Genomic DNA, 26,062 nt, shown 5'->3' with positions numbered 1-26,062 from the left:
CCGGATTCCTGCCCGGCCCCGGCAGACAGCAGTTTGACGACAGGCCCTAGAGAGCCTGGAGGACCAACAGCGCCAGGTCGTCGTCCGGCGGGCGCTCCGCGAAGGAGTGCACCGCCTGGTTGATGCGGTCCGCGATCCCCTCGGCGGTCAGCCCGGTGCAGTCGGCCAGCGCCTGCGCCAGGCCGTCGCCGTCGTCGAACATCACCGGGCCCGAGCGCCGCTCCGTCACCCCGTCGGTGACGCACAGCAGGCTGTCGCCGGGGGCCAGGTCGAAGCTCTGGCTCTCGTACGTCGCGTCGTCGACGACCCCGAGCAGCAGCTGTGGTTCGGCGGCGATCCGCACCGTGCCGTCGGGGCGCAGCAGCAGCGGCAGCGGGTGGCCCGCGCTCGCCAGGGTGCAGCGCGCGCCCCCGTCCGGCAGCGGTACGAGCTCCCCGTACAGCAGCGAGAGGAAGCGGGGGCCGCTCTCCGCCGACTGCTGGCCGCCCGCGGCGGCGACCATCAGCGCGGCCGCCTCGGCGGCCTCCATCGCGTCGTCGAGGAGCAGCCGGTTGAGCCGGACCAGCACCTCGCCGACCTGGAAGCCCTCGCGGGCCAGCAGGCGCAGCCAGGGACGGGCCAGACCGGTGACGACGGCGGCCTCGGGGCCGCTGCCCTGGACGTCGCCGAGGACGAAGCACCAGCGGTCGTTCGGGCACGGGAAGATGTCGTAGAAATCACCGCCGACCACTCCGTCGTCGCTGGGTTCGTACACCAGCGAGCTGGCCACTCCCGGTATGTCGGCGACCTTGCTGGGCAGCAGTCCGCGCTGCAGGATGCGGCTGATGGTGGCCTGCCGGGTGTAGGCGCGGGCCGCGCCGACGGCGAGACCGACCCGGCGCACGAAGTCCTCTATGAGGGCGGTCACCTCGTCGGGGACCCGGGCGATGCCCTCGCGGCCGACGAGCACGGCGCCCAGGTTGCGGCCGCCGGAGGTGATCCGGTACGCGAGGGCGACGCCGTCGCTGCCGTCCGCCGGCTCGGCGTCCTCCGCGCTGCCGGGCCACGGGATCGAGACGGGTCCGGTGCCGACCCGCTCGGGGAGCCGGAGCGGGTCGCCCTCCAGCACCTCGCGGAGCGGGTCGGTGCGGGTCTCGTCGATGTGCCAGACCTTGGCGAGCCGGGGGACGGCGGCCCGGCCGCCGCTCTCCGGCTCCAGCCAGATCGCGCACCAGTCGGCGAGCCTGGGGACCAGTAACTGTCCGGCGAGCGCGGCGACGATGTCCTCGTCGAGCTGCCCGGCGAGCAGGTCGGAGGCCTCCGCGAGGAACGAGAGCGCGCCGCGACCGGCCCAGTCCGCGTCGTCCCGCAGGGCGCGCCGTGCGGTGGGGGCGAGGAGTTCGGCGGCGCGCAGACCCTGCTGGAAGCCGGGTTCCGTGCGGGCGTCCGCGAAGGGGTTCCAGTCGTCGACGGGGAGCCTGGCCCAGACGGTCTTGAGGCCGGTGCGGTAGGTGATGCCCCAGCGTTCGGAGAGGGTGGCGACCAGTTCCAGTCCGCGCCCGTACTCGGCGGGCTCCCCCGGTCCGCCCGCGCCCTCGGGCCCGGCGTCCCTCTCGCTGCCGTCGCTGCGCACGGCGCGGGCCGGGTGGTGGTCGGAGACCTCCAGCACCAGTGCGGAGGCCTCGTCCTCGGTCGCCTCCTCCAGCCGGAAGAGCAGTTCGACGTTGGTCCCGGCGTGCACGACGGCGTTGGTGACCAGTTCGCTGACGATCACCGCCGCGTCGTCGGACAGCCGGTCGCTGAACCCCACCGCTGCGGGCAGGCCGAGGCCGCTCCACTCGGCGAGCGCCGCCGCGACGAACCGCCGGGCAGCTGCGGGCGCGAGCAGGTTCCCGGGCAGACTCGTACGGGCGACCGGCTGGGTGCCCGTGGACGCGGCACTGGTTCCGGGACGTTGCACGATGTCCCGCTGCAAGGGAATGGACCCCACCGGGCGGCTCCTGACCTGTTCTCGCTCTGCCTGTTCTCGCACTTGCGCCGCTGACGACAAGGGACAGAGTGACAGATCGGCCAACCCCACACGCGCGGAGTTACCGAAGTGAGCGGAGAAGCGAGCGCCGGAGCGCACGCCGGAGCGGGTGCGGTAGCAATGTCCGTGCCCCCGCGCCGGAGCGCGGGGGCCGACCGGCCTGAACCCGGTGCCGGGACGGCCGAAACCCGTCGTCGGGCAGGTGGGAACCCGGCAGGGGCCGGTGCGGAGGCCGCTCTCAGGCCTCGCGGGAGCCCGCGTACATGTCCTCGATCAGGTTCTTGTAGGCGCGCTCGACGACGGGCCGCTTCAGCTTGAGGCTGGGCGTCACCTCACCGTGCTCGATGTCCAGGTCGCGCGGCAGCAGCCGGAACTTCTTGATGGTCTGCCAGCGCTGGAGCCCCTCGTTGAGGCGCTTCACGTAGCCGTCGATGAGCTCGACGGTCTGCGGGGCGGCCACGACGTCCGCGTACGACTTGCCCTCCATGCCGTTCTCGGCGGCCCAGCCCAGGATGGTCGGCTCGTCGAGGGCGATCAGCGCGGTGCAGAAGTTACGGTCCGCGCCGTGCACCAGGATGTTGGAGACGAACGGGCACACCGCCTTGAACTGGCCCTCGACCTCGGCCGGCGCGATGTACTTGCCACCCGACGTCTTGATCAGGTCCTTCTTGCGGTCGGTGATCCGCAGGTAGCCGTCCACGGACAGCTCGCCGATGTCGCCGGTGTGGAACCAGCCGTCGGCCTCCAGCACCTCGGCGGTCTTGTCCGGCAGCCCCTGGTAGCCCTGCATCAGGCCGGGACCGCGCAGCATGATCTCCCCGTCGTCCGCGATCCGGACCTCCGTGCCGGGGAGCGGCTTGCCGACCGTGCCGGTGCGGTAGGACTCGCCCGGGTTGACGAAGGAGGCGGCGCTGGTCTCGGTGAGGCCGTAACCCTCCAGGATGTGGATGCCGGCGCCCGCGAAGAAGAAGCCGATGTCGGGCGCGAGGGCCGCTGAACCGGAGACGCAGGCACGCAGCCGGCCGCCGAAGGCCTCACGGATCTTGGCGAAGACGAGAGCGTCGGCGACCTTGTGCTTGGCACCGAGCGCGAAGGGCACGGAGGCGGTGCCGGTGCGGCGAAAGTTGTCCTGGGAGACCTTCGCGTACTCACGGGCGACCCCGGCCGCCCACTGGAAGATCTTGTACTTGGCCGCCCCGCCGGTGCGGGCCTTGGCCGCGACGCCGTTGTAGACCTTCTCGAAGATGCGGGGGACGGCGGCCATGTACGTCGGCTGGACGACCGGCAGGTTCTCGATGATCTTGTCGACCCGGCCGTCGACGGCGGTGACGTGTCCCACCTCGATCTGGCCGGAGGTGAGGACCTTGCCGAAGACGTGCGCGAGCGGCAGCCAGAGGTACTGGACGTCGTCCTTGGTGATCAGCCCGGTGGAGACGGTGGCCTTGGCCATGTACGACCAGTTGTCGTGCGGCAGCCGCACCCCCTTGGGGCGGCCGGTGGTGCCGGAGGTGTAGATGAGGGTCGCGAGCTGCTCGGCGGTGATCGCGTCGACCCGCTCGGTGATCGCGGCCGGGTTCTTCGCCAGGTGCTCGGTGCCCCGGGCCTCCAGCTCGGCCAGCGTGAGCACCCAGCCCTCGGGGTCGCCCTCGGCGGGTCCGGCGCCCTCGGCGTCGATGACGACGACGTGGGCGAGGTCCGGCAGCTCGGCGCGGCGCTCACGGGCCTTGGCCAGCTGTACGGCGTCCTCGGCGATCAGCACCCGGCTCTGGGAGTCGGAGAGGATGAACGCCGACTCCTCGGCGTTGGTGGAGGGGTAGATCGTGGTGGTCGCGGCGCCCGCGCACATCACGCCGAGGTCGACGAGGATCCACTCGACCCGGGTACTGGCGGCGAGCGCGACGCGCTCCTCCGGCAGCACTCCGAGCGAGATCAGCCCGGCCCCGATGGCGTACACGCGCTCGGCGGCCTGCGCCCAGCTGAGTGACTTCCACTCGTCGGCGCCCCCGCCGCCGGCCGCGGGGACGGGGTAGCGGTAAGCCTCCGCGTCCGGAGTGGCGGCCACCCGGTCGATGAAGAGGGTCGCCACGGACGGCGGACGGTTCTCGATCATGGTCTGTGCGTCGCTCACGACATCCTCCGGGCCTACGGCAGTGCTTCACGACCGGCTGCTGGTTCGCGGTTCGCTCTCCGCGTGTGGGTTTGCTCTCCGCTTGTGTCTGGTGCTTGTTGTGTCTGGTGCTTGATCCTGCTTGTTTAACTCACGAGTAACTACGAAGTCGTGATCAGGGTAGAGCGCCCGCGTCCGCCGCGTAAGGGGCAATCGAACCCCGCTTCATAACGAACGGGCCCCCGCGCCGCAGCGTTCTGCGATGCGGGGGCCCATGGGTCTACCGATCAGTAGGGTCGGCGGGCGCGCGGAAGGGTCACTTCTTGGCCTTGCCGTCCCCGGCGGACTCGTCGGTCGACAGTACGGAGATGAACGCGTCCTGCGGCACCTCCACGTTGCCGACCATCTTCATCCGCTTCTTGCCTTCCTTCTGCTTCTCCAGCAGCTTCCGCTTACGGGAGATGTCACCGCCGTAGCACTTGGCGAGGACGTCCTTGCGGATGGCTCGGACCGTCTCACGGGCGATGACCCGGGAGCCGATGGCCGCCTGGATCGGCACCTCGAAGTTCTGCCGGGGGATGAGCTTCTGCAGCTTGGCGACGAGCCGGACGCCGTACGCGTACGCCTTGTCCTTGTGCGTCACCGCGGAGAACGCGTCGACCTTGTCGCCGTGCAGCAGGATGTCGACCTTGACCAGGTCGGCGGACTGCTCACCAGTGGGCTCGTAGTCGAGCGAGGCGTAGCCGCGGGTCTTGGACTTCAGCTGGTCGAAGAAGTCGAAGACGATCTCCGCGAGCGGCAGGGTGTAGCGGATCTCGACCCGGTCCTCGGAGAGGTAGTCCATGCCGAGGAGGCTGCCGCGGCGCTGCTGGCACAGCTCCATGATCGCGCCGATGAACTCGCTGGGCGCCAGGACCGTGGCCCGGACGACCGGCTCGTGCACCTTGTCGATCTTGCCCTCGGGAAATTCACTCGGGTTGGTGACGGTGTGCTCGCTGCCGTCCTCCATCTCGACCCGGTAGACCACGTTGGGCGCGGTGGCGATGAGGTCGAGGCCGAACTCACGCTCCAGCCGCTCGCGGACCACGTCGAGGTGGAGCAGGCCGAGGAAGCCGACGCGGAAGCCGAAGCCGAGCGCCGCGGAGGTCTCCGGCTCGTACACCAGGGCGGCGTCGTTGAGCTGGAGCTTGTCCAGGGCCTCGCGCAGGTCCGGGTAGTCGGAACCGTCCAGCGGGTAGAGACCCGAGAACACCATCGGCTTGGGGTCCTTGTAGCCGCCCAGCGCCTCGGTCGCGCCCTTGTTCAGGGAGGTGATGGTGTCACCGACCTTGGACTGCCGGACGTCCTTCACGCCGGTGATGATGTAGCCGACCTCACCCACGCCGATGCCGTCGGACGGCGTCATCTCCGGGGAGGAGACGCCGATCTCCAGCAGCTCGTGGGTGGCGCCGGTCGACATCATCCGGATCCGCTCGCGCTTGTTCAGCGAGCCGTCGACGACACGGACGTACGTCACGACACCGCGGTACGAGTCGTAGACCGAGTCGAAGATCATCGCGCGGGCCGGGGCGTCGGCCTTGCCGATCGGCGCCGGGACGTCCCTGACCACGCGGTCCAGCAGCGCGTCCACCCCGACACCGGTCTTGGCGGAGACCTTGAGCACGTCCTCGGGCTGGCAGCCGATGAGGTTGGCCAGCTCCTCGGAGAACTTCTCGGGCTGGGCGGCCGGCAGGTCGATCTTGTTGAGCACCGGCACGATGGTGAGGTCGTTCTCCATCGCCAGGTAGAGGTTGGCGAGGGTCTGGGCCTCGATGCCCTGCGCGGCGTCGACCAGCAGGACCGTGCCCTCGCAGGCCGCGAGCGAGCGCGAGACCTCATAAGTGAAGTCGACGTGCCCCGGGGTGTCGATCATGTTGAGGACGTGGGTGCTGCCCTGGCCCTCGCCGGCGGTGGGCGCCCAGGGCAGCCGTACCGCCTGGGACTTGATGGTGATGCCACGCTCGCGCTCGATGTCCATCCGGTCGAGGTACTGAGCGCGCATCTGCCGCTGGTCGACCACACCGGTCAGCTGGAGCATCCGGTCGGCAAGGGTCGACTTGCCGTGGTCGATGTGCGCGATGATGCAGAAATTGCGGATCAGCGCCGGGTCGGTACGGCTCGGCTCGGGCACGTGGAGAGGAGTCGCGGGCACGCAGGGTCCTGATTCTTGAGACGCCGAACGCCGTGTCTCGGGTCGATGTCGGGTCGGGTCGGATCTGTACTCGGATCTGCACTCGGATCTGTACGTAGCTCCCATCGTCCCACGCCTGCGGAGCGGAGACCGGTTTGGGCCGGTCGGAGCGCGGCTGCTACCGTGGACAGCTGTGCCTCGTGGCTTTCCGGCCGCAGGGCGCACATCGAAGATCCAACGAACCTGAAAAGGCTCTTTCGTGGCGAACATCAAGTCCCAGATCAAGCGGAACAAGACCAACGAGAAGGCGCGCCTGCGCAACAAGGCCGTCAAGTCGTCGCTCAAGACCGCAGTCCGCAAGGCCCGCGAGGCCGTCGTCGCGGGTGACGTCGAGAAGGCCACTGTGGCCGTCCGCGACGCCTCCCGTGCGCTCGACAAGGCTGTCTCGAAGGGTGTCATCCACAAGAACGCCGCCGCCAACAAGAAGTCGGCGCTGGCCACCAAGGTTGCCACCCTCCAGGGCTGAGCATTCTGATGTGATCGCCGGAACGGGACCAAGCGGGCCCTCTCTCCCGCTCCCGACCGGCACCCCGCGCCGCACACCGAACCTGCGTTCGCCACGCGGGTGCGGCGCACCAAGCACAGACCGAAGGCCCCTGTCGTCACCCTCCCCAGGGCGACGACAGGGGCCTTCGTCATGCGGTCGGCAGGCGCGCATCGTGCGCGAGCCTCGTGCGAGCTTCGCGGGGCCTGGCGGGGTCTAGCGCGGGTCTAGCGCGGGCTTCGCGCGGGCAGGATCGAGTCCGTCCGGCGACTGGGGACGATGCGCGAGGCCCGCGCGAGGCCGAGCCGGGCCCATCGCCGCCGCCCCGCCCGACAGCTAGCGCCCCGCCCGTGCGGCCCGTGCCACCGCCACCACGGCCTTCTCCAGCGCGTACGCCGGATCGTCCCCGCCCCCCTTGACCCCCGCGTCCGCCTCCGCGACCGCCCGCAGCGCCACCGCGACCCCGTCCGGTGTCCACCCGCGCATCTGCTGACGCACCCGGTCGATCTTCCACGGCGGCATGCCCAGCTCACGGGCGAGATCCGCCGGCCGGCCCCCGCGTGCCGACGACAGCTTGCCGATCGCCCGCACGCCCTGCGCGAGCGCGCTGGTGATCAGGACGGCCGCCACTCCGGTCGACAGCGACCAGCGCAGGGCCTCCAGCGCCTCCGCCGCCCGGCCCTCGACCGCCCGGTCGGCGACCGTGAAACTCGACGCCTCGGCGCGCCCGGTGTAGTAGCGCGCGACCACGGCTTCGTCGATCGTGCCCTCGACGTCCGCGACGAGCTGCGAGACCGCACTGGCCAGCTCCCGCAGATCGCTGCCGATGGAATCGACCAGCGACTGGCACGCCTCGGGGGTGGCCGAGCGCCCCAGCACCCGGAACTCACCCCGCACGAAGGAGAGCCGCTCCGCCGGCTTGGTGGTCTTCGGGCAGGCGACCTCCCGCGCCCCGGCCTTGCGCGCGGCCTCCAGCAGAGCCTTGCCCTTGGCGCCGCCCGCGTGCAGGAGCACGAGTGTGATCTCCTCGACCGGGTCGTCCAGGTACTTCTTGACGTCCTTGACCGTGTCGGCGGAGAGGTCCTGCGCACCGCGCACGATCACCACCTTGCGCTCGGCGAAGAGCGACGGGCTCGTCAGCTCGGCGAGCGTGCCCGGCTGGAGCTGGTCGGAGGTGAGGTCCCGGACGTCCGTATCGGCGTCGGAGGCGCGGGCCGCGGCCACCACCTGCCGCACGGCGCGGTCCAGGAGCAGGTCCTCCTGGCCCACGGCGAGCGTGAGCGGGGCGAGCGGGTCGTCGGTGGAATTCCTTCTGGTGGCCATCGCCGTCCAGCATCCCACGGGCCACTGACAGCCCGGCCGGCCACTGCCGGGGCACCGCTGCCCATGCCGGAGAATGGGCGGGTGAGCGATGTGAGACATGTACTGGTGCTGCCCGACCGCGACACGGCGCAGGAGGTGGCGGACGAGCTGTCCGACCGGTTCGGGGTCGCCGAGGCGCCGCAGCTCGTGCGCGACGCCCTGGCCGGCGAGGACGACGCCGAGGACGCCCAGTGGCTGGTGGTCGTGGAGGACCCGGACCGACGGCTGGACGCCGCGGCCCTCGACGGGTTCGCCGCGGAGTACGAGGGGTGGCTGGAGACCCCCTAGGGGCGTCGAAGGGGATGCTTCGACGCTTGTGGTCCGCTCTCAACAACTACGCGTGCAGTAACTATGCGTGCGGCTTGACCTCAAGTGCGCTTGATGCTTGAGGGTCAACGTCCATGACACGCTTTCTGGATCTCGTTCGCCCTGCCGCCGGAACAGCTTTGATGAGTGAGTGGCTGACCGGCACCACCGAGCGGTCCCGCTCGGCCGCTGACGCTTTGATGGACGAGTGGGCGGCGGCCAAGACGCCCTCCGGGCGGCTGGCTCAGCACATCTTCCTGTCTACCGATGGCACCGGTCTCCTCTTCTACGCGCAGTGGTCCAGCGATGAGGACCATCTGGCGTGGGCCCGCGCCCACCGTGCCGGAGCAGTCAGCCGCGTCGACACGCTCGTGCCCGGTATCGAGCGCCCCGGGCTGGTCCGGACACGCCTCACCCGCAGCATCGTGCATGACGCGGAACGGCCGGCCGGCCTCTTCGTGGTCAGCACGATGGCGGTGGACGATGTGAACGCCACCGTCCCGCCGACGCCGGGCTTGCTCGCGGAGCACGTCCACCTCACGTCGGACGGTGAGCGAGCAACGGTGGTTGCGGAATGGAACGACGCCGCCTCCCATGAAGCCGCCGCCACCGGAGGCCTCAGCCACAAGCGGTACACGCTTTACCGTTCGCTCTCCGACGACAGGCCCTAGCCTCCTGCGCCCGGAATGCTGACGCGCGGGGCACCAGAACGCAACGGCTTCAAGACACCGGGCTCGGGACGCCGCGCAAGAGGCGCCCCGCACGGGGCATCGGGGGTCAGCCCTTCGGGACGATCTGGATGTCCATGTCGATGGAGATGCTGGGGCCGACAACGGCTATCCCACGGGCCAGCATGGTCTGCCAGGTGAGGGTGAAATCCTCTCGGTGCAGTTCCGTGCTGGCCCGGCAGGCAGCCCGTGTCTCGCCCTCCAGGCCGTTGCCGAGGCCGAGGTACTGGGTGTCCAGCGTGACCGTACGGCTCACGCCGTGCAGGGTGAGCGCGCCGCTCACCCCCCAGCGGGTGCCGCCGCGGTGGACGAAGCGGTCGCTGTAGAACTCCAGGGTCGGGTAGCGGCCGACGTCCAGGAAGTCACCGGAGCGCAGGTGGTCGTCGCGCATCTGGACGTTCGTGTCGATCGAGGCGGCGTCGATGATCACGTGCATGGCCGAGTTCTCCATGCGGTCCGCGATCCGGACCGCACCGGCGAAGGTGTTGAACCGGCCGTGGATCCGGGCCATCCCGATATGCCGGGCCGTGAAGCCGATCTGCGAGTGCATCGGCTCGATCTCCCACTCACCCGCGTCGGGCAACTGCGGGGGCGCGGACGCCTGAAGGGTCACCTCGCCCGGACCCGAGCGCTCGCCTCCGGCCACCGACACCGAACCATGGAAGGGAGTGAAGCCCTCAGCCGTGACAGCCAACCGGTACTCCCCCGCCGGAACCGTGGCGAGGACGTTGCCGTACGGGTCCGTCTCACCGGCGACGATCTTGCGTCCTGAGGCGTCCATGACCCCGAACTCGGCCCGCCGCACAGCCTCACCGACCGGGTCGAGCACCCGGCAGCTGAGGACTCCGGCCGAGTCAGGCAGCGCGAATCCGGCGAGGGTGCTGCCGTGCGCGGCACCCTTCGCTCCCTTGTTTCCGATGCTTCCGAACCAGCGGCCGAACATCTTCACGTACTCCCCGGGGGCACATTCACCTTGGGGCCGGATGGCTGGACTTCGTTGTCGGAGCAGCGGCCCGCCGACGATCACGCATTCGATCACCCTTGTGGCGTTCGAGGCAAACAGAGCATCTCGCCGCCGCTTGGACCGAGGTGTTACCGAAGGTCCGAATTGACCGCCCCGCCCGCGCGCGTCACCCGTCCGACGTGGAAGTGCCGCTCCCGCGGGCCGTGGGCAGCCGGTCGAGGTGCAGCCCGAAATGCTCGCGGTAGGCGGCGAGCACCTCGTCGTCGCTCCCCAGCGGGGTCTCGTGGCGCTCGGCACCGATTGTCGTGACGAGCTGCCGGCCGCTGAGCGTGATCCGGCCGGTGGTGGTGAAGCGGGAGCAGACCGGGGACCGGGTGAAGCCGGAGTCGGGCGAGGTGCGGTGGTACCAGGCGCCGGCCCGGAAGTCCGCCAGCGCCCGGGGCCGCAGGTCCAGCAGGAACTGCGGCGCTCCGTCACGCAGTACCTCGACGTCCCCGTAGTGCTCAGCGCCCTGCGCGGTGGCCTGCCTGATCCGGAAGGTGCCGCGCGGGTCGTCCTGGTCGCTGCGATCGTCGAGTGCGAGCGGCTGCTGGGCGTGGTCACCGAAGCCGACGTCCGCGAGCCACGGGCCGGTTCCGTCGTCCGTCTCCACCCGGAGCGCCAGATGGTCGTAAGGGATGCCGAGCTTCCCGTCCCCGCCGTGGACCCGTGCCTGGAGCAGCGTGACGTCGAAGCCCAGCTGCCGCAGCAACGCGGCGAATGCTCCGTTGAGTTCGTAGCAGAACCCACCGCGGCGCCGGGCCACGACCTTGTCGAGGAGCGACCCTTCCTCCAGCACGATGTCCTCGCCGAGATGAATCGAGAGGTTCTCGAAGGGCACGGCGGTGAGGTGGCGCAGTTGCAGCTCACGGAGTGACGCCGCGTCGGGCCGGCCGGGCCTGGTGGCGCCGATGCGTGCCAGGTAGGAGTCGACGGTGTGCGGCAGGTGCGGGTCCATCCCAGCAGTCTGTCCCGGGGCGCGGCGCCCCGCCATGAGCCGGTGGTCCTAGGTCGTGTCCGTAAAGCCCCGGTACGCCCGGAGGGCCTGGTCCGCGGCGTCTGGTCCGCGGCGTCTGGTCCGCGGCGTCTGGTCCGCGGCGTCTGGTCCGCGGCGTCTGGTGCGTGCAGTCGCAAGGCGGAGCATCGCCCTCGTACTGGGTGTACGAGGGCGAGACCGACAACGCGGCGAGAGGTGGGGCCTCCCCTGCTCGAAAGAAGCCGAGAGCTGGGGGAAGTACCAGGCATCGCGGATGAGGCGGGACTTTGCGGACACGACCTAGGACCGCTGGCCGAGGCGCGGCGCCGGGCACGCTGGTTAGCGTGCCGGACATGACGAAGCACGAGCCGGCCCGCAGCCGGCAGCAACGCAAGCAGGATGTGCTCGACCGCCTGGAGAAGGACGAGGACGCGTGGGTGTCCACCGCCTCGCCGGACGGCATACCGACCCTGGTGCCACTGTGGTTCGTATGGGACCGGGGGACGCTGCTGATGGCCACCCGGCGCACCAACCCCACCGCAGTCAACGTGACACCGGCAGGGCAGGCCCGGATAGCGCTGGGCCACACCCGCGACGTGGTCCTCATCGAGGCGACGGCCGAGGTGATCGAAGGGGCTGACCTCGCCCCGGAGTCGGGCAACGCGTTCGCCGCCAGGTTCGACTGGGACCTGCGCAACAGCCCCGCCTGGGTGTACCTGCGCTTCACCCCGACAGCGGTCAGGGCGTGGCGCGAGGCGAACGAGCAGCGGGGCCGTGACCTGATGGCCGACGGGCAGTGGCTGGACTGAGCGCGGCACGGTGTACCTGCTTCCGGTGAGGGACGGCTGGATTGAGCGCGACACGGTGTACCTGCCACCTGCCTCCGGTGAGGGACGGCTGGACCGCGTGCGCCGCGAACCGGCGCACCGCTGACGGCCGCTGAGCTGTGTGACGGGTCATGAGCGGCCCACCGCCCGGAGCCCCCGCCCGGCGCCCGTCACCGCGATCGCACCGTCCCTGTCGGTACGGAGCACCACCGCTCCCCCGGCTCTGAGCACCTCGACCGTGCCGGCGGCCGGGTGACCGTACGGGTTGTCCCGGCCAACGCTGACCAGGGCGAACCTGGGATGCACGGCCCGCAGCAGGGCTGCGTCCTGATACGCCGAGCCGTGATGGGCGACCTTGAGCACATCCACCTGAGGGAGGGCCGGGTAGCTGCGCAGCAGGCTCTGCTGAGCCGGGGGTTCGAGGTCGCCGGGGAGCAGCAGGGTGAGTCCGCCTGTCCGCACGAACAGGGTGACGCTGGCATCGTTCGGCCCCTGCGGCAGGGGCCCGGCCGTCCGGCCCGCCGTCGCACTGCCCACCGGCCAGAGCACCTGCCAGTCCAGCGTGCCGATCCGGCGTCGCTCTCCGGGGACGGCCCGCACCACGGGCACCCGGGCCGCGGCTGCGGTTCTCGTGACGAACACGGCCTGTTCGGGCGGTTCGTCCAGGCTCGTCGTCTGGATGGCGCCCACCGCCCTGCCCCGCAGCACACCGGGCAGACCTCGGACGTGGTCGGCGTGAAAATGGGACAGCAGCAGCAACGGGACTCGGGTGATCCCCAGGTCGCGCAGGCATCGGTCGGCGAGCCGGGGATCCGGACCGGCATCGACGACGACGCCCGAGCCGGGCCCCGCCGCGAGCACCAGGGCATCGCCCTGGCCCACGTCGCACATCGCGAACGCCCAGCCGGGCGGCGGCCATCCGGTGAGCACCCGGGTCAGCGGCACCGGCCGCACCACCGCGAGCACCAGGAGCAACGCCGCCGCGCAGCACACCCAGGGCCGGCGTCCGATCCGGCGGGCGAACAACACCAGCAGCCCGGTCAGCGCAGCCAGCAGCAGCGCGCCCGTCCGCCCGTCGGGCCAGCCGATCTCCGCACCGGGCAGCGCCGCCCCGGTCCGGGCCACCGAGGCGATCCACCCGGCCGGCCACCCCGCGACCCGGGCGAGCAGTTCGGCCACCGGCATGGCCACCGGGGCCAGGGCCAGCGCCGCGAACCCGAGCACCGTGGCCGGTGCCACCGCAAACTCGGCCAGCAGGTTGCACGGGATGGCCACCAGGCTCACCCGGGAGGCCAGCAGCACCACAACGGGCGAGCACACCGCCTGCGCCGCCGCCGCGGCAGCCAGCGCCTCGGCCAACCGGGGCGGCACCCGGCGCCGTTGCAGCGCGTCGCTCCACCGCGGAGCGATGGTCAGGAGCGCTCCGGTGGCCAGTACCGACAGGACGAATCCGTAACTGCGCCCCAGCCAGGGGTCGTAGAGCACCAGCAGCAGAACGGAGGCGGCCAGCGCGGGGATCAGTGTTCTGCGCCGCCCGGTGCCGATGGCGAGCAGCGTGATCAGTCCGCAGGCCGCGGCCCGCAGCACACTGGGTTCGGGCCGGCAGACCAGGACGAACGCGAGTGTGAGTCCGCCGCCGAGCAGGGCGGTCATCCGCAACGAGATCCCCAGCCCGGGTGCCAGTCCGCGGCGTTCGGCCCGCAGGGCGCTGCCCGGCGGCCCGATGAGCAGGAAGAGCAGGATCGCCAGGTTGGCGCCGGAGACCGCCATCAGATGGGTGAGGTCGGTCGCCCGGAACGCCTCGTGCAGTTCCGCCGTGACCCGGGTGGTGTCACCGACGACCAGTCCGGGCAGGAGCGCCCGCGCGTCGGGGCCGAGCCCCTCGGTCGCGGTGCGCAGCCCCGCGCGCAGCCCGCCCGCCGTGCGCTGGACGAGCGTGGGCGGGCCGGTGATGCGGGGCGGGCTCTTCCCGGCGGGGCGAAGGACCGCGGCGGCCCGCTCCCCGTCGTGCAGCGGGGGCGCCAGCCTGCCGCTGATCCGTAACCGGGTGGAGGGGAGCAGCCGCTGCCACTGCTCCGCCGCGCCGCCGGGTGTGACGATGACCAGGACCGGCGTGCGCAGCCGGGCGGCCGACCCACCGGGCCCTGTCAGCAGCCGGGTGATCTCGGCGTCCAGGAGCAGGGCGGCGGGAGTGCTGTGGTCGCCGCGTACCCGGGGGAAGGTCTGCCGGGCATCGGAGGTGAGCGTGACCTCCGCCTCGACCCTCGCGAACTGCCGGGCCAGCCCGGGTACCGGCCCCTGCCGCGTGTCTGCGCTGTGCAGCCCGGCCGACGCCGCCCCGGCGGCCGCGCAGAGCAGCACCGCCGCCGCGGCCGTCGCGTGCGGACGCCACCGCCCGTCGCCCGACGTGTGCCCGCGCCGTCGAAGGAGGCCCACGGAACGGAGGGGCGGAGACCACCCCGGCACAGGCGGGCCTCCAGAAACAGGCACTGGTCCACCAAGCGCGAACCGTGGCCCCCCTGGCACGGGCCGTGGTCCACCCGGCACGGGCCGTGGTCCACCCGGCACGGGCCGTGGTCCCGGCACGGGCCGTGGTCCCGGCACGGGCCGTGGTCCCCCTGGCACGGGCCGTGGTCCATCTGGCACGGGCCGTGATCCTCCAGGCACGGACCGTCGTCCTCCAGGCACGGCCAGCAGCACCATGGCTGTTCCGAGGCAGAGGACCGCCCCCACCGCCACCCACCGGCCCGGCGCTCCCACCGTCAACGCGGCCGCCGCCCAGGCCGCGAGGGCCGGGGGAACCAGTCGCAGATCGGGCGGCCCCTCCTGTCGGGGATCGGCGGCCCCGAGCCGCCGCCCCGACGCCGTGTGGACGTCCCCGGCGCTCACGGTCGCACCAGGGGCTGAAGGTCGGCGAACCGGCGGTCGCCGATCCCGGTGACCTCCCGGAGTTCGTCGACGGACCGGAAACCACCGTGCTGGGCGCGGTAGTCGACGATGTGCTGGGCGAGGACGGGTCCTACTCCGGGCAGGGTTTCGAGCTGATCGGCGGTCGCGCTGTTGAGGCTCACCGGTCCGGTGGTGGCGCCCGTGGCCGTCGGACCCGGGCCGGCGCCACCCGTACCGCCTGCGGCGACCGTGCCGGGCGGTACGCCCACCAGGATCTGTTCACCGTCCACGAGCACCCGGGCCCGGTTGAGGCCGTCGAGATCCACGCCGGGCCGGACCCCGCCCGCCGCCTCCAGCGCGTCGGTGACCCGGGAACCCGACGGCAGCCGGTGGATCCCGGGCCGCCGCACCTTCCCGCTCACGTCCACCACGATCCGCCCACCGGCGCCTGCGACGGCGGGCGACCCCGGGGACGGCTCGGGTGTACCGGAACCATCGGTCGCCGGGGCGGCGTCGCCCTGCGGCACCGGCGCGTGCCCGGCCGCGCTGACGGGATCCGGAGCGCGGACGCCCTCGGGGCTCGCGGACCAGAAGTGCATCCCGGCGAAGACCGCAGCCGCCACCAGGACAACGGCGAGTGCGGCGAGGGCCCGTGGTTCCAGACCGCATCTGAGCTGCACCCACATCGGCAGCCGCTCCCGGAGCGCGGGGACCGTGCGCGCCCACCACCCCTCGGGTGCCCTACTCGGCGCCGGCTCGACCGGTGGGTCCGAGGCGGCGGTCTCCACCACGTTGTCGGCCCGGGACTGAGTCGTGGCCGGAGCCGGAGCTGGGCCCAGGTCCGTGCCCACCGCGTGCCGGGCCACCGCGTGCCGGGCGCCCGGCGGCCCGTATCCGCCCGCCATGAGCGCGTCCGCGCGGGAGCGTGAGGCCGCTGCGGCGGCGGACCGGTCCGGTGCGTGTCGCCGCCGGCCCGGTCCGGAACCCGCACTGCTCCGGGCGGCACGCCCGTCCGAGGCGGGAACGCGGCCGGGTCCGCTGATTGCACGATGTGATCGGGAAGCCATGCCTCATGACGCTAGGCACTTCCGCCGGAACCCGCTGAGGGTACCCAATTATGGTGGAAAACCCGCCGGTTGTGGATAACTCCACCACTCCGGACGGTGACACCGGCGCGATGCAACCCGTGCGTGAAACCGGTCCGCTGAACCCCGTACGTGGTGCGGTGAACCCCGTACGTGGTGCGGTGAACCCCGTACGTGGTGCGGTGAACCCCGTACGTGGTGCGGTGAACCCCGTACGTGGTGCGGTGAACCCCGTACGTGGTGCGGTGAACCCCGTGCGTGAAACCGGTGCGGTGACATCCCCCGGGAGACCAGCCACGGTTACCAGCGCGGTGAGATCACTGCTCCCAGCAGTCCAGGACCGGTGTGCGCCCCGATCACCGCGCCCACCTCGCTGACATGCAGATCCACCAGTCCCGGAACCCGCTCGGCCAGCCGCTCAGCCAGCCGCTCCGCCCGTTCCGGGGCCGCCAGGTGGTGCACCGCGATGTCTACCCGCCCGCTGCCCGCCCGCTCGGCGACGATCTCCTCGAGCCGGGCGATGGCCTTCGAGGCCGTCCGGACCTTCTCCAGCAGTTCGATACGGCCGCCGTCCAGCTGGAGCAGCGGCTTCACTGCCAGGGCCGAGCCCAGCAGTGCCTGCGCGGCACCGATCCTGCCGCCGCGGCGCAGATAGTCCAGAGTGTCGACGTAGAAGTACGCGGACGTGGCCTCCGCACGCTTCTCGGCCGCCGCCACCGCATCGTCCAGGCTTCCGCCCGCATCTGCGGATTCCGCCGCTGCCAGCGCGCAGAAGCCGAGGGCCATAGCGACCATCCCGGTGTCGACCACCCGCACCGGCACGGGCGCGTCCTTCGCCGCGAGCACGGCGGCGTCGTACGTGCCGGAGAACTCCCCGGACAGGTGCAGCGAGACGATGCCGGCCGCCCCGGCGCCGGCGGCCGCACGGTAGGTGGCGGCGAACACCTCGGGGCTGGGCCGGGAGGTCGTCACCGGGCGGCGCTTCTGGAGCGCCAGCGCGAGGGAGCGGGCCGAGATCTCGGTGCCCTCCTCCAGCGCCTGGTCACCGAGGACGACGGTCAGCGGCACCGCGGTGATGCCATGCCGTTCCATCGCCTCGGGCGGCAGGTAGGCCGTTGAATCGGTGACGATCGCGACATGGCGGGACATGAGCGGGAGGTTACCTTCCGGGGCGGTGGCTCGGCAGTCCGACCCCGACCGATTGATCAGTTCCGATCGCTTCGAGCCGCATCCTGCCATGCCCGGTCCTGTTCGACGCATCGATCATTCCGTGACCCGCCCCGGCACCGCACAGGTGTGCCGACGCCGGGGACATGCGGCTTCAGTTCGTGGTCTCGGGCCGTGCCGTCTCGGGCCGTGCCGTCTTCTGCCACGGGTATTCGGTCCGCTGCCGCGGGTCCGCAGCCGTGATGGCCTCCGCGATTCCGGCGTCCCCCGTCCCGTTTCCCGTCCCGTTTCCCTGCCCGTTTCCCTGCGCCTGTCCCGGTCCCGGCCAGTGCCCCTGCTGCCGGGCGGCTCCAGGCCCGCCGGGGCCTCCGGGGGCTCCCTGCGTTCCGGCCTGCCCCTGGTGTCCCGGCACGGGCTCCTCCGTCGTCCAGTGCCGCAGGGCACCGGCCTCCACGCCGATCTGCTCGTTCAGCGTGGCGAGATCGTCGTCGGCGAACTGACGGGCCCGGTCACGCGCGGCCCAGCGCAGCGACTCGGCGGAGCCGGTGATCCGCCCGGTGCGCTTCTTCAGTCCCGGCAGCAACGAGGCCACCGTCGTCTTGTCGGGCTCCCGCTCCAGCCTCTTCAGCTCGTCGTCCAGCTCACGGCCGTGCACGCTCAGCCGCTGGAAGAGACCCAGCGACTCGGACAGTGAGGCGTCCTCGGTCACGCCCGTCTGCAGCGCCTCCTGTGTGGCCCGCATCGAGGTGCGCAGGGAGAGGCGCAGCTGTGCCAGTTCTCCGACGACGCCCATCTGTCCGTAGCTCTTGGCCCGCAGTGTGGTGTCCTCCACGGCTCGGCGCGCCTGCGTGATCGTACGGTCCACCCCGCGACTGGCCGCGCGGATGACCTTGACACTCACATAGATGCCCAGGGCCACGAACGCGACGACGAGCAGCCCCAGGATCAGGATCACGGCTTCCATGAGCGCCCCTCGGATGGTGTGACGGCTGCCGACACGTGTTTACCGGCCCTTCCACCGTAAACGGAACAGGCAGGCCGCGGGTTCCATCGGAACCCCCAACCTGCCCGTAGGGGAAAGCCCTCACACCCTCGCCGAGGCGTCCGCAGACCCTAGGCCGGGTCCGCAAAAGTCCCGCCTGGTCCGCGACGCCCTCCGGGCGTACGACGGGACTTTGCGGACACGGCCTAGGCCGGGACGATGTTCACCAGCTTCGGCGCCCGGACGATCACCTTCCGGATGCCTGTCCCGCCCAGCGCGGCGACGACGGCCGGGTCGGCCAGGGCCAGGGTCTCCAGCTCCGCGTCCGTGATCGACGGGGAGATCTCCAGGCGTGCCTTGACCTTGCCCTTGATCTGCACCACGCAGGTCACGGTCTCGTCGATGACATACGCCGGGTCGGCCACCGGGAAGTCCTGGTGCACGACCGAGTCGGTGTGGCCCAGCCGGCGCCACAGCTCCTCGGCGATGTGCGGCGCCAGCGGCGCCACCAGCAGCACCAACGGCTCCGCGACGGAGCGCGGCAGCGGGCCGCCCGCCTTGGTCAGGTGGTTGTTCAGCTCGGTGACCTTGGCGATGGCCGTGTTGAAGCGCATCCCGGCCATGTCGCCGCCGACGCCGTCGATCGCCTTGTGCAGGGCGCGCAGCGTGTCCTCGCCGGGTTCGGCGTCGACGACGGTGACCTCGCCGCTCTCCTCGTCCACGATGTTGCGCCACAGCCGCTGCAGCAGCCGGTACTGGCCGACGACCGCGCGCGTGTCCCAGGGGCGCGACACGTCCAGGGGGCCCATCGCCATCTCGTATAGGCGCAGGGTGTCCGCGCCGTACTCGCCGCAGATCTCGTCGGGCGTCACGGCGTTCTTCAGGGACTTGCCCATCTTGCCCAGGACGCGGGAGACCTTCTCGCCCTCGTAGTAGTACGCCCCGTCGCGCTCCTCGACCTCGGCCGCCGGGACCGCGATGCCGCGGCTGTCCCGGTAGACGAAGGCCTGGATCATGCCCTGGTTGTACAGCTTGTGGAACGGCTCGGCCGACGAGATGTGCCCCAGGTCGTGCAGGACCTTGGACCAGAAGCGGGCGTACAGCAGGTGGAGTACGGCGTGCTCGGCGCCGCCCACGTACAGGTCGACACCGCCGGTCGGCTGTCCCTCGCGCGGGCCCATCCAGTACTGCTCGATCGCCGGGTCGACCAGCTTGTCGCTGTTGTTCGGGTCCAGGTAGCGCAGCTCGTACCAGCAGGAACCGGCCCAGTTGGGCATGGTGTTGGTCTCGCGGCGGTACTTGCGCGGGCCGGCGCCGTCGCCCAGGTCCAGCGTGACGTTGACCCAGTCGGCGTTGCGGGACAGCGGGGTCTCGGGCTGGGTGTCGGCGTCGTCCGGGTCGAAGGTGCGCGGCGAGTAGTCGTCGACCTCCGGCAGTTCCAGGGGCAGCATCGACTCGGGCAGCGGGTGGGCGATGCCGTCCTCGTCGTACACGATCGGGAAGGGCTCGCCCCAGTAGCGCTGGCGGCTGAACAGCCAGTCGCGCAGCCGGAAGTTGACGGTGCCCTCACCGACGCCGTGCTCCTTCAGCCAGTCGGTGATGCGGGCCTTCGCGTCGACGACGCCCAGGCCGTCCAGGGAGATCTCCTCGTTCGCGGAGTTGACCAGCTTCGCTTCGTACGAGGAGAAGGCGTCCTCCCACGTCGAGGCGTCGGTACCGCGGTCGTCCGACGGCTCGACGACACAGCGCATCGGCAGCTCGAAGGCGCGCGCGAAGGCGAAGTCGCGCGCATCGTGCGCCGGTACGGCCATGATCGCGCCGGTGCCGTAGCCCATCAGCACGTAGTCGGCGATGAAGACGGGGACCTGCTCGCCGCTGACCGGGTTGGTCGCGTACGCGCCCGTGAAGACGCCGGTCTTGTCCTTGGCCTCGGCCTGCCGCTCCACGTCGGACTTGGCGGCGGCCTGCTTGCGGTACGCGGTGACGGCCTCGGCCGGGGAGGCATGTCCGCCGGTCCAGACCGGGTGGGTGCCCTCGGGCCAGGCGGCCGGGATGATCCGCTCGACCAGCTCGTGCTCGGGTGCCAGCACCATGTAGGTGGCACCGAACAGGGTGTCCTGGCGGGTGGTGAAGACGGTGATGTCACCGGCGCCGTCGACCGGGAAGTCGACCCGCGCGCCCTCGGAGCGGCCGATCCAGTTGCGCTGCTGCAGCTTGATCGCCTCGGGCCAGTCCAGCCCGTCCAGGTCGTTCAGCAGGCGGTCGGCGTAGGCGGTGATGCGCATGTTCCACTGGCGCAGCTTGGCCTTGAAGACGGGGAAGTTGCCGCGCTCGGAGCGGCCGTCGGCCGTGACCTCCTCGTTGGCCAGGACGGTGCCCAGGCCCGGGGACCAGTTGACGGGCGCGTCGGAGGCGTAGGCGAGGCGGTGGCCGCTCAGCACGTCGGCGCGCTCGGCGGCGCTCAGCGCGTTCCAGTCGCGGCCGTCCGGGGTCGGGCGCTCACCGCTCTCGAACTGGGCGACCAGTTCGGCGATCGGCCGGGCACGGTCCGCCTCGGCGTCGTACCAGGAGTTGAAGATCTGCAGGAAGATCCACTGGGTCCACTTGTAGTACTCGGACTCGATGGTGGCGAACGAGCGGCGCTTGTCGTGGCCCAGGCCCAGCCGGCGCAGCTGCGCCGTCATGTTCTCGATATTGGACTCGGTGGACAGCCGCGGGTGGGTGCCGGTCTGTACGGCGTACTGCTCCGCGGGCAGGCCGAAGGCGTCGAAGCCCAGGGTGTGCAGGACGTTGTGGCCGGTCATCCGCTGGTGACGGGCGAAGACGTCGGTGGCGATGTAGCCCAGCGGGTGGCCGACGTGCAGGCCCGCACCCGAGGGGTACGGGAACATGTCCATGATGAATTTCTTCGGCTTGGCGGCCAGCTCCGGGTTGTCCGCCAGGTCGCCGGACGGGTTCGGCGCCTCGTAGGTGCCCTCGGCGTCCCAGAAGTCCTGCCAGCGTGCCTCGATGTCGGCGGCCATCGCTGCCGTGTAGCGGTGCGGCGCAGCAACGTCGGCTGCGGAATTCGTCTCGCTCATGATCCTCAAAGCTCCATCGATCGTCATCTGCCGGCGCCCACGTCTACGGACACGCGTCTACGGAAACGAAAAATCCCCTCGCACAGGAGGGGACGCCGCGCCGATGCCGACCAGGCATTCTCACCGGTCGGGAGTGATCAGCGCGGCTCGCTAAGCAGAAGGCGTACGGCACGCATGGCGTCAGGGTACCGCAATGGCCCGACAGCGGTGGGCCGGGGCCGCTCGCCGCCGTGACCCGACGCAGACATGAGCACAGACGAGCAGCGGGCCATCCGATCCGGATGGCCCGCTGCTCGATCTTCACTGTGGAGCTAAGGAGAATTGAACTCCTGACCTCCTGCATGCCATGCAGGCGCTCTACCAACTGAGCTATAGCCCCGTGCTGCACCGCCCGGTCTCCCGTGGCGACATCGAGAACATTACCGGTCACCCCGGCCGTCCACCAAATCGTTTCCGGTCCGCCCGGTTCAGCCTCGCCTGCGGGGCCCGGTCAGGCGGTGGCGAAGGAGTAGAAGCGCTTGAGCGTGCAGTGCTCCTCCAGCAGACGGCCGTAGATCGGCTCGCCCTCCAGCTCCCGGTAGGTCTCGATGGGGTCGCCCTTTATGACCAGCGCCCGCGCGCATTCCTCGCACCAGTACTGGTAGTCCGGATTGACCGGATCCATGTCCCTGACGATGGGCGTACCGCTGCCGCACCAGTCGCACTTCCGCCTGTGGGCACCCATGGGTCAGCTCCGGACCGTGGGGGGCGAACCGCCGGCAGGGCGGCCGCCGCGTACGCGGGCCTCTCGACAAGGGGGCAGGTCCGGGACCTCGTGGCGACTCGCAGACATCGCGCACTCCCTCCCGTTCGGTCCGTCGCCCCCTCCGGCGGTCCGATTCTGCCATGGCCCCGCAAGGGGGTCAGCCCTGCCGGGATCCCGTGATCCGCCGACGCCGCACAAGACCCGCCAGCACACCCACCACGGCGGCCGCCGACAGTGCGAGAGCACATACCCACAACGCCTCTCCGGAACCCTGCGCCCCAGGCGTATCAAGGCGGTTGAGATAGAGCGTGCCGAACCCCGCGACGCCGATCAACTGGCCGAGCTGGGTGACGGTGACGAGGACTCCGCTCGCATCGGCGGCATCTTCCGCTCGTACGTTCGCCAGGGCACCCGTGAGAGTGGGACTGAAGCCCAGCGCCATGCCCGCACCGTTGACGACGAAGGCCACGTACAGCCCGGGACCGCCGTCGCCGCCGTCGCGCAGCAGGAGGCCGAGCGCCACCGAACCGACGGCGACGAGCACGAATCCGGCCGGGGCGAGGACTCCCTGCAGCCGGGCCGGCCAACGCCTCCAGGCCAGCCCGACCACGCCGAAGACCACCGCGGTCGGTACGAACATCAGCCCGCAGTGCAGCGCCGTGTACCCGAGACCACCCTGGACGTGCAGCGTCATCACGAAGAGGAAGCCCGCGTTGATCCCCATCACCAGGAGGACGCGCAGCGCCGCCCGCGCGATGCCGGGGACGCGGAGCACCCCGAGTGCGATGAGTGGCGCGCCGCCGCGGGCGGCCAGCCGCGTCTCGTACGCCGCGAAGCCGGCGAAGACCAGCACGGAGCCGAGCAGGCAGATCCAGGTCCAGGCCGGCCAGCCCAGTTCCTGTCCGAGCACGAGCGGGACGGTGAACAGGACGACGGCCGCCGCGAGCATCAACAGCCCCACCAGGTCGAGCCCACGGGCCCGTGCCGCACGCCTGGCCTGCCCGGCACGCGGCTCACCCGGCAGCACCCGGACGCCGAGCACCAGCAGCACCAGCCCGATCGGCACATTGACGAGGAAGACCGGCCGCCAGCCCGTTCCGAACAGGTCCGCGCTGACCAGCACGCCGCCCACCACCTGCCCGGCCGCGGCACCGGTGGCCAGCACCGCGGCGTAGGCGCCCAGCGCGCGGACCCGGGCCTCGCCGCTGAAGTGCTGCTGGATCAGGCTGAGCACCTGCGGGATCATCACCGCGGCGCCGACCCCCTGGATCACCCTGAAGGTGATCAACTGCCCGGTACCCGTGGCGAGTCCGCAGGCGAGCGAGGCGGCGGTGAAGACAGCGAGGCCCACCAGATGGGCGCGGCCGTGCCCGAAGACGCTGCCGAGCCGGGCACCCGTGATGAGCAGGACGGCGTAGGAGACGGTGTACCCCGCCACCACCAGCTGCAACCCGGCACCGGAGGCGCCCAGTTCGGCGCGGATCGTCGGGGCGGCGACGTTGACGATGAAGACGTCGAGCAGCGCCATGAACTGGGCCGCCAGCACCAGGGCGAGCAGCCGTCCGGGGCGACTGTCGGTGGTGGGGTCTTTACTGGGCAGGGAACGTGGAGTTGCCTCGGAGGACGGGTTCGTGGCTGTGGTCGCGGTCATGTCCTCAAGGCTGGCCCCGGTCGAATACGGGTAACGAGAGCCCGTTGATGCTGGTACTGGCAGCACCTGGCAACACGCGGCAGGAGCACCGACGATGGGGGTGTGACGACGGTGACGGCACAACATCGGGCAGCACAGGAACGGCAGACACGACAGGAACGGCAGCATCTGCAGGGGCGGCAGGAGCTCGGCGGGCAGGAGCCCGTGGGGCATGCGCTCAAGGAGCCTGCCCGGCAGCACGGCCGGCGGCCCGAGCTCGCCGACTTCCTGCGCAGCCGCCGGGCCCGGGTGACCCCGGCGGACGTGGGCATGGCCCCGGGGTTCCGGCGCCGCACCCCGGGCCTGCGCCGCGAGGAGGTCGCCCAGCTCTCCGGCGTCGGGGTCACCTGGTACACCTGGCTGGAGCAGGGCCGCCCGATCAACGCCTCCGCGCAGGTCCTGGACGCGGTGGCGCGCACCCTCCGGCTGGATCCGTCGGAGCGGGAGCACCTCTACCACCTGGCCGAGGTCGCGTACATACCGGGCAGACAGGGCGACACGGTCGAGGTCGGCCAGGAGGTACAGGGCATCATCGACGCGCTCGACCCGCACCCGGCAGTCGTCTACAACACGCGTTACGACGTGCTGGCCACCAACCCCGCCTACCGGGATCTCTTCGGCGTACCCGCGATGATGGACACCGGCATCCGCAACGTGCTGTGGGCGCTGTTCACGGTCCCCGAGGAGGACTGTCCGATCGTCCACCGCACCCAGGAGCTGCCGCTCATGGTGGCTACCCTGCGGGGCGGCTACGGACGGCATACGGGCGAGCCCGCCTGGGAGACGTTCGTCGCGGGCCTCTCGGCGGCGAGCCCGTACTTCGCCCAGCTGTGGCGCAGCGGGGACGTCGCTCCGCCCGGCCCCCGGGTGAAGACCTTCCGGCACTACGCGGCGTCCGCCGAGATACGGATGACGTCGGTGTCGCTCTCCGTCAACGGGCTGCCGGAGTGCCGGATCGTCGCCTACACACCGGCCGACCGGGAGAGCGAACGGCAGATGACGATGCTGCGCGGCCGTCGACAAGAAGATCCCGCCCCCTGACGGGGACGGGATCTTGATTGTGGAGCTAAGGAGAATTGAACTCCTGACCTCCTGCATGCCATGCAGGCGCTCTACCAACTGAGCTATAGCCCCGCTGTTCGCTGTGTTTCCCTGCGTTTCCGCGCTGCGAACAAGAAGAACTTTAGCCTGTGACCAGCCGGAAAGTGAAATCCGGCCGATGCCGCCCGGAGGGGCCGTCCGGGCGCCACGCGGGCGCCCGGTCAGTCGTCGTCGCCGAGCACCGGCTCGGGCAGCGTGCCCGCGTTGTGCTCCAGCAGACGCCAGCCGCGCGCGCCCTCGCCCAGCACCGACCAACAGCAGTTGGTCAGCCCGCCGAGCCCTTCCCAGTGGTGCGACTCCAGGCCCAGCAGCCGGCCGATGGTGGTCCGGATGGTGCCACCGTGGCTGACGACGACGAGCGTGCCGTCGTCGGGCAGCTTGTCGGCGTGCGCGAGCACCACGGGAGCGGCCCGGTCGGCGACCTCGGTCTCCAGCTCACCGCCGCCGCGCCGCACCGGCTCACCACGCTTCCAGGCCGCGTACTGCTCGCCGAACCGCCCCACGATCTCCTCGTGGGTGAGGCCCTGCCACGCGCCCGCGTAGGTCTCACGCAGGCCGGGGTCGTGAGCGATAGCGAGACCCGTGATCGCGGCGAGTTCGGCGGCCGTGGCCGCGGCCCTGCGCAGATCGGAGGCAACGATCGCGTCCGGCTTCAGCGAGGCGAGCAGCCGGGCGGCCCGACGGGCCTGCCCGACGCCGGTCTCGGTCAGCTCGATGTCCGTGGAACCCTGGAACCTGCGCTCCAGGTTCCACGCCGTCTGGCCGTGTCGCCAGAGGACGATCCTGCGGCCCCTGCCGCTTCCGCTGCCGTTCAGCTCTGGTCACCTTCCGTGCCGCCGGTGAGCTGTGCGTGCTCCTCGGCCTTGCCGCGGGTCTTCACGGCGTCCTCGGGCAGAGCGATCTCGGGGCAGTCCTTCCAGAGGCGCTCCAGCGCGTAGAAGACGCGCTCCTCGCTGTGCTGGACGTGAATGACGATGTCGACGTAGTCGAGGAGGATCCAGCGGGCGTCGCGGTCACCCTCGCGGCGGACCGGCTTGACGCCGAGCTGCTTCTGGAGCTGCTCCTCGATCTCGTCGACGATCGACTTGACCTGGCGGTCGTTGGGGGCCGAGGCCAGCAGGAAGGCGTCCGTGATCGACAGCACGTCGCTGACGTCGTACGCAATGATGTCGTGCGCGAGCCGGTCGGCGGCCGCCTGAGCGGCAGCGTTGATGAGCTCGATGGAGCGGTCCGTGGCGGTCACAAGCAGGCTTTCGTCGGCGGGCAGATCAACCTCTAGGGTCTCACGGACC

General features: G+C 71.1%; 20 protein-coding genes and 2 tRNA genes. 5 read left to right on the top strand and 17 right to left on the bottom strand.

All coding sequences use genetic code 11. From position 1 onward, the window contains the following. Positions 1 to 46 precede the first annotated feature (46 nt). The 3 genes from EDD93_RS17695 to lepA form a co-directional block, all read right to left on the bottom strand. On the bottom strand, positions 47 to 1,954 hold the full coding sequence (locus EDD93_RS17695; protein ID WP_123526052.1) for an ATP-binding SpoIIE family protein phosphatase: 1,908 nt from the start codon (positions 1,952 to 1,954) through the stop codon (positions 47 to 49). Between the two features lie 292 nt (positions 1,955 to 2,246). Further along, positions 2,247 to 4,136 (bottom strand): long-chain fatty acid--CoA ligase, encoded by a 1,890-nt coding sequence (locus EDD93_RS17690; protein WP_123526051.1) that lies wholly within the window; start codon positions 4,134 to 4,136, stop codon positions 2,247 to 2,249. A 295-nt stretch (positions 4,137 to 4,431) separates the two neighbouring features. Further along, a complete protein-coding gene (gene lepA, locus EDD93_RS17685; protein ID WP_123526050.1) occupies positions 4,432 to 6,306 on the bottom strand; it encodes a translation elongation factor 4 in 1,875 nt (624 codons plus the stop codon). Positions 6,307 to 6,544: 238 nt separating this feature from the next. Here lepA and rpsT point away from each other — a divergent pair, with 238 nt between their 5' ends. After that, complete coding sequence (gene rpsT / locus EDD93_RS17680) at positions 6,545 to 6,811, top strand: 30S ribosomal protein S20 (protein ID WP_123526049.1); 267 nt, start codon at positions 6,545 to 6,547, stop codon at positions 6,809 to 6,811. Between the two features lie 354 nt (positions 6,812 to 7,165). Here the strand turns inward: rpsT and holA are convergent, their stop codons facing one another. Then, positions 7,166 to 8,152, bottom strand: coding sequence for a DNA polymerase III subunit delta (holA, locus tag EDD93_RS17675; protein WP_123526048.1), 987 nt, complete (start codon positions 8,150 to 8,152; stop codon positions 7,166 to 7,168). 63 nt (positions 8,153 to 8,215) lie between these two features. On the opposite strand from holA, the gene EDD93_RS17670 reads away from it, so the two are divergent. Then, the gene (locus EDD93_RS17670; protein ID WP_123526047.1) at positions 8,216 to 8,479 is read left to right on the top strand and encodes a hypothetical protein; all 264 of its coding nucleotides are present in this window, start codon (positions 8,216 to 8,218) and stop codon (positions 8,477 to 8,479) included. Between the two features lie 113 nt (positions 8,480 to 8,592). Next, positions 8,593 to 9,168 carry an antibiotic biosynthesis monooxygenase gene (locus EDD93_RS17665; protein WP_148083873.1) on the top strand — a complete coding sequence of 192 codons (576 nt, stop codon included), beginning with the start codon at positions 8,593 to 8,595 and terminating at the stop codon, positions 9,166 to 9,168. A gap of 106 nt (positions 9,169 to 9,274) precedes the next feature. Here EDD93_RS17665 and EDD93_RS17660 read toward each other — a convergent pair whose 3' ends face one another. Both EDD93_RS17660 and EDD93_RS17655 read right to left on the bottom strand, forming a co-directional pair. Next, a complete protein-coding gene (locus tag EDD93_RS17660) occupies positions 9,275 to 10,168 on the bottom strand; it encodes a YceI family protein (protein WP_123526045.1) in 894 nt (297 codons plus the stop codon). Positions 10,169 to 10,355: 187 nt separating this feature from the next. Beyond that, positions 10,356 to 11,186: an arylamine N-acetyltransferase gene (locus EDD93_RS17655; protein ID WP_123526044.1), complete on the bottom strand. Its 831-nt coding sequence runs from the start codon at positions 11,184 to 11,186 to the stop codon at positions 10,356 to 10,358. 371 nt (positions 11,187 to 11,557) lie between these two features. On the opposite strand from EDD93_RS17655, the gene EDD93_RS17650 reads away from it, so the two are divergent. Next, complete coding sequence (locus tag EDD93_RS17650) at positions 11,558 to 12,013, top strand: pyridoxamine 5'-phosphate oxidase family protein (RefSeq protein WP_123526043.1); 456 nt, start codon at positions 11,558 to 11,560, stop codon at positions 12,011 to 12,013. 147 nt (positions 12,014 to 12,160) lie between these two features. Here the strand turns inward: EDD93_RS17650 and EDD93_RS17645 are convergent, their stop codons facing one another. The 8 genes from EDD93_RS17645 to EDD93_RS17605 all read right to left on the bottom strand — a co-directional run bounded on the left by EDD93_RS17645 (position 12,161) and on the right by EDD93_RS17605 (position 23,630). Beyond that, entirely contained in the window at positions 12,161 to 14,920 is a 2,760-nt protein-coding gene (locus EDD93_RS17645; protein ID WP_123526042.1) for a ComEC/Rec2 family competence protein, read from the bottom strand. Beyond that, on the bottom strand, positions 14,917 to 15,825 hold the full coding sequence (locus EDD93_RS39610; RefSeq protein ID WP_260255766.1) for a ComEA family DNA-binding protein: 909 nt from the start codon (positions 15,823 to 15,825) through the stop codon (positions 14,917 to 14,919). The genes EDD93_RS17645 and EDD93_RS39610 overlap by 4 nt, the downstream gene beginning before the upstream one ends. Before the next feature lie 480 nt (positions 15,826 to 16,305). After that, positions 16,306 to 17,154: a DegV family protein gene (locus tag EDD93_RS17630; RefSeq protein WP_123526040.1), complete on the bottom strand. Its 849-nt coding sequence runs from the start codon at positions 17,152 to 17,154 to the stop codon at positions 16,306 to 16,308. Between the two features lie 172 nt (positions 17,155 to 17,326). After that, entirely contained in the window at positions 17,327 to 18,136 is an 810-nt protein-coding gene (locus EDD93_RS17625; RefSeq protein WP_123526039.1) for a hypothetical protein, read from the bottom strand. A gap of 224 nt (positions 18,137 to 18,360) precedes the next feature. Next, the gene (gene leuS / locus EDD93_RS17620; protein ID WP_123526038.1) at positions 18,361 to 21,234 is read right to left on the bottom strand and encodes a leucine--tRNA ligase; all 2,874 of its coding nucleotides are present in this window, start codon (positions 21,232 to 21,234) and stop codon (positions 18,361 to 18,363) included. Between the two features lie 306 nt (positions 21,235 to 21,540). Next, positions 21,541 to 21,613: transfer RNA gene (locus EDD93_RS17615), tRNA-Ala, on the bottom strand. 111 nt (positions 21,614 to 21,724) lie between these two features. Then, a complete protein-coding gene (locus tag EDD93_RS17610; RefSeq protein ID WP_024494568.1) occupies positions 21,725 to 21,958 on the bottom strand; it encodes a hypothetical protein in 234 nt (77 codons plus the stop codon). A gap of 178 nt (positions 21,959 to 22,136) precedes the next feature. After that, a complete protein-coding gene (locus tag EDD93_RS17605; protein ID WP_185092352.1) occupies positions 22,137 to 23,630 on the bottom strand; it encodes an MFS transporter in 1,494 nt (497 codons plus the stop codon). Between the two features lie 288 nt (positions 23,631 to 23,918). On the opposite strand from EDD93_RS17605, the gene EDD93_RS17600 reads away from it, so the two are divergent. Next, the gene (locus tag EDD93_RS17600) at positions 23,919 to 24,710 is read left to right on the top strand and encodes a helix-turn-helix transcriptional regulator (RefSeq protein WP_311318335.1); all 792 of its coding nucleotides are present in this window, start codon (positions 23,919 to 23,921) and stop codon (positions 24,708 to 24,710) included. A gap of 20 nt (positions 24,711 to 24,730) precedes the next feature. On the opposite strand, the gene EDD93_RS17595 is transcribed toward EDD93_RS17600, so the two are convergent. The 3 genes from EDD93_RS17595 to rsfS form a co-directional block, all read right to left on the bottom strand. Beyond that, positions 24,731 to 24,803, bottom strand: a tRNA-Ala gene (locus tag EDD93_RS17595). A gap of 128 nt (positions 24,804 to 24,931) precedes the next feature. Beyond that, positions 24,932 to 25,585 carry a histidine phosphatase family protein gene (locus EDD93_RS17590; RefSeq protein ID WP_123526035.1) on the bottom strand — a complete coding sequence of 218 codons (654 nt, stop codon included), beginning with the start codon at positions 25,583 to 25,585 and terminating at the stop codon, positions 24,932 to 24,934. Further along, entirely contained in the window at positions 25,582 to 26,013 is a 432-nt protein-coding gene (rsfS, locus tag EDD93_RS17585; RefSeq protein WP_123526034.1) for a ribosome silencing factor, read from the bottom strand. Before rsfS ends, EDD93_RS17590 begins: the two co-directional genes overlap by 4 nt. Between the last annotated feature and the right edge of the window lie 49 nt (positions 26,014 to 26,062).

The sequence above is a fragment of the Streptomyces sp. 840.1 genome (genome assembly GCF_003751445.1).
Classification (GTDB): domain Bacteria; phylum Actinomycetota; class Actinomycetes; order Streptomycetales; family Streptomycetaceae; genus Streptomyces.
The sequence above is the reverse complement of the archived record's forward strand: the minus strand, read 5'-3'. Positions and strand labels throughout refer to the sequence as shown.

Bases quoted from the DNA above. Each gene is read 5' to 3' on its own strand.
- holA (WP_123526048.1), bottom strand. From the start codon at position 8,152: ATGGCCACCAGAAGGAATTCCACCGACGACCCGCTCGCCCCGCTCACG.
- EDD93_RS17670 (WP_123526047.1), top strand. From the start codon at position 8,216: ATGCCGGAGAATGGGCGGGTGAGCGATGTGAGACATGTACTGGTGCTG.
- EDD93_RS17665 (WP_148083873.1), top strand. From the start codon at position 8,593: ATGACACGCTTTCTGGATCTCGTTCGCCCTGCCGCCGGAACAGCTTTG.
- EDD93_RS17660 (WP_123526045.1), bottom strand. From the start codon at position 10,168: ATGTTCGGCCGCTGGTTCGGAAGCATCGGAAACAAGGGAGCGAAGGGT.
- EDD93_RS17655 (WP_123526044.1), bottom strand. From the start codon at position 11,186: ATGGACCCGCACCTGCCGCACACCGTCGACTCCTACCTGGCACGCATC.
- EDD93_RS17650 (WP_123526043.1), top strand. From the start codon at position 11,558: ATGACGAAGCACGAGCCGGCCCGCAGCCGGCAGCAACGCAAGCAGGAT.
- EDD93_RS39610 (WP_260255766.1), bottom strand. From the start codon at position 15,825: ATGGCGGGCGGATACGGGCCGCCGGGCGCCCGGCACGCGGTGGCCCGG.
- EDD93_RS17630 (WP_123526040.1), bottom strand. From the start codon at position 17,154: ATGTCCCGCCATGTCGCGATCGTCACCGATTCAACGGCCTACCTGCCG.
- EDD93_RS17625 (WP_123526039.1), bottom strand. From the start codon at position 18,136: ATGGAAGCCGTGATCCTGATCCTGGGGCTGCTCGTCGTCGCGTTCGTG.
- leuS (WP_123526038.1), bottom strand. From the start codon at position 21,234: ATGAGCGAGACGAATTCCGCAGCCGACGTTGCTGCGCCGCACCGCTAC.
- EDD93_RS17610 (WP_024494568.1), bottom strand. From the start codon at position 21,958: ATGGGTGCCCACAGGCGGAAGTGCGACTGGTGCGGCAGCGGTACGCCC.
- EDD93_RS17605 (WP_185092352.1), bottom strand. From the start codon at position 23,630: ATGACCGCGACCACAGCCACGAACCCGTCCTCCGAGGCAACTCCACGT.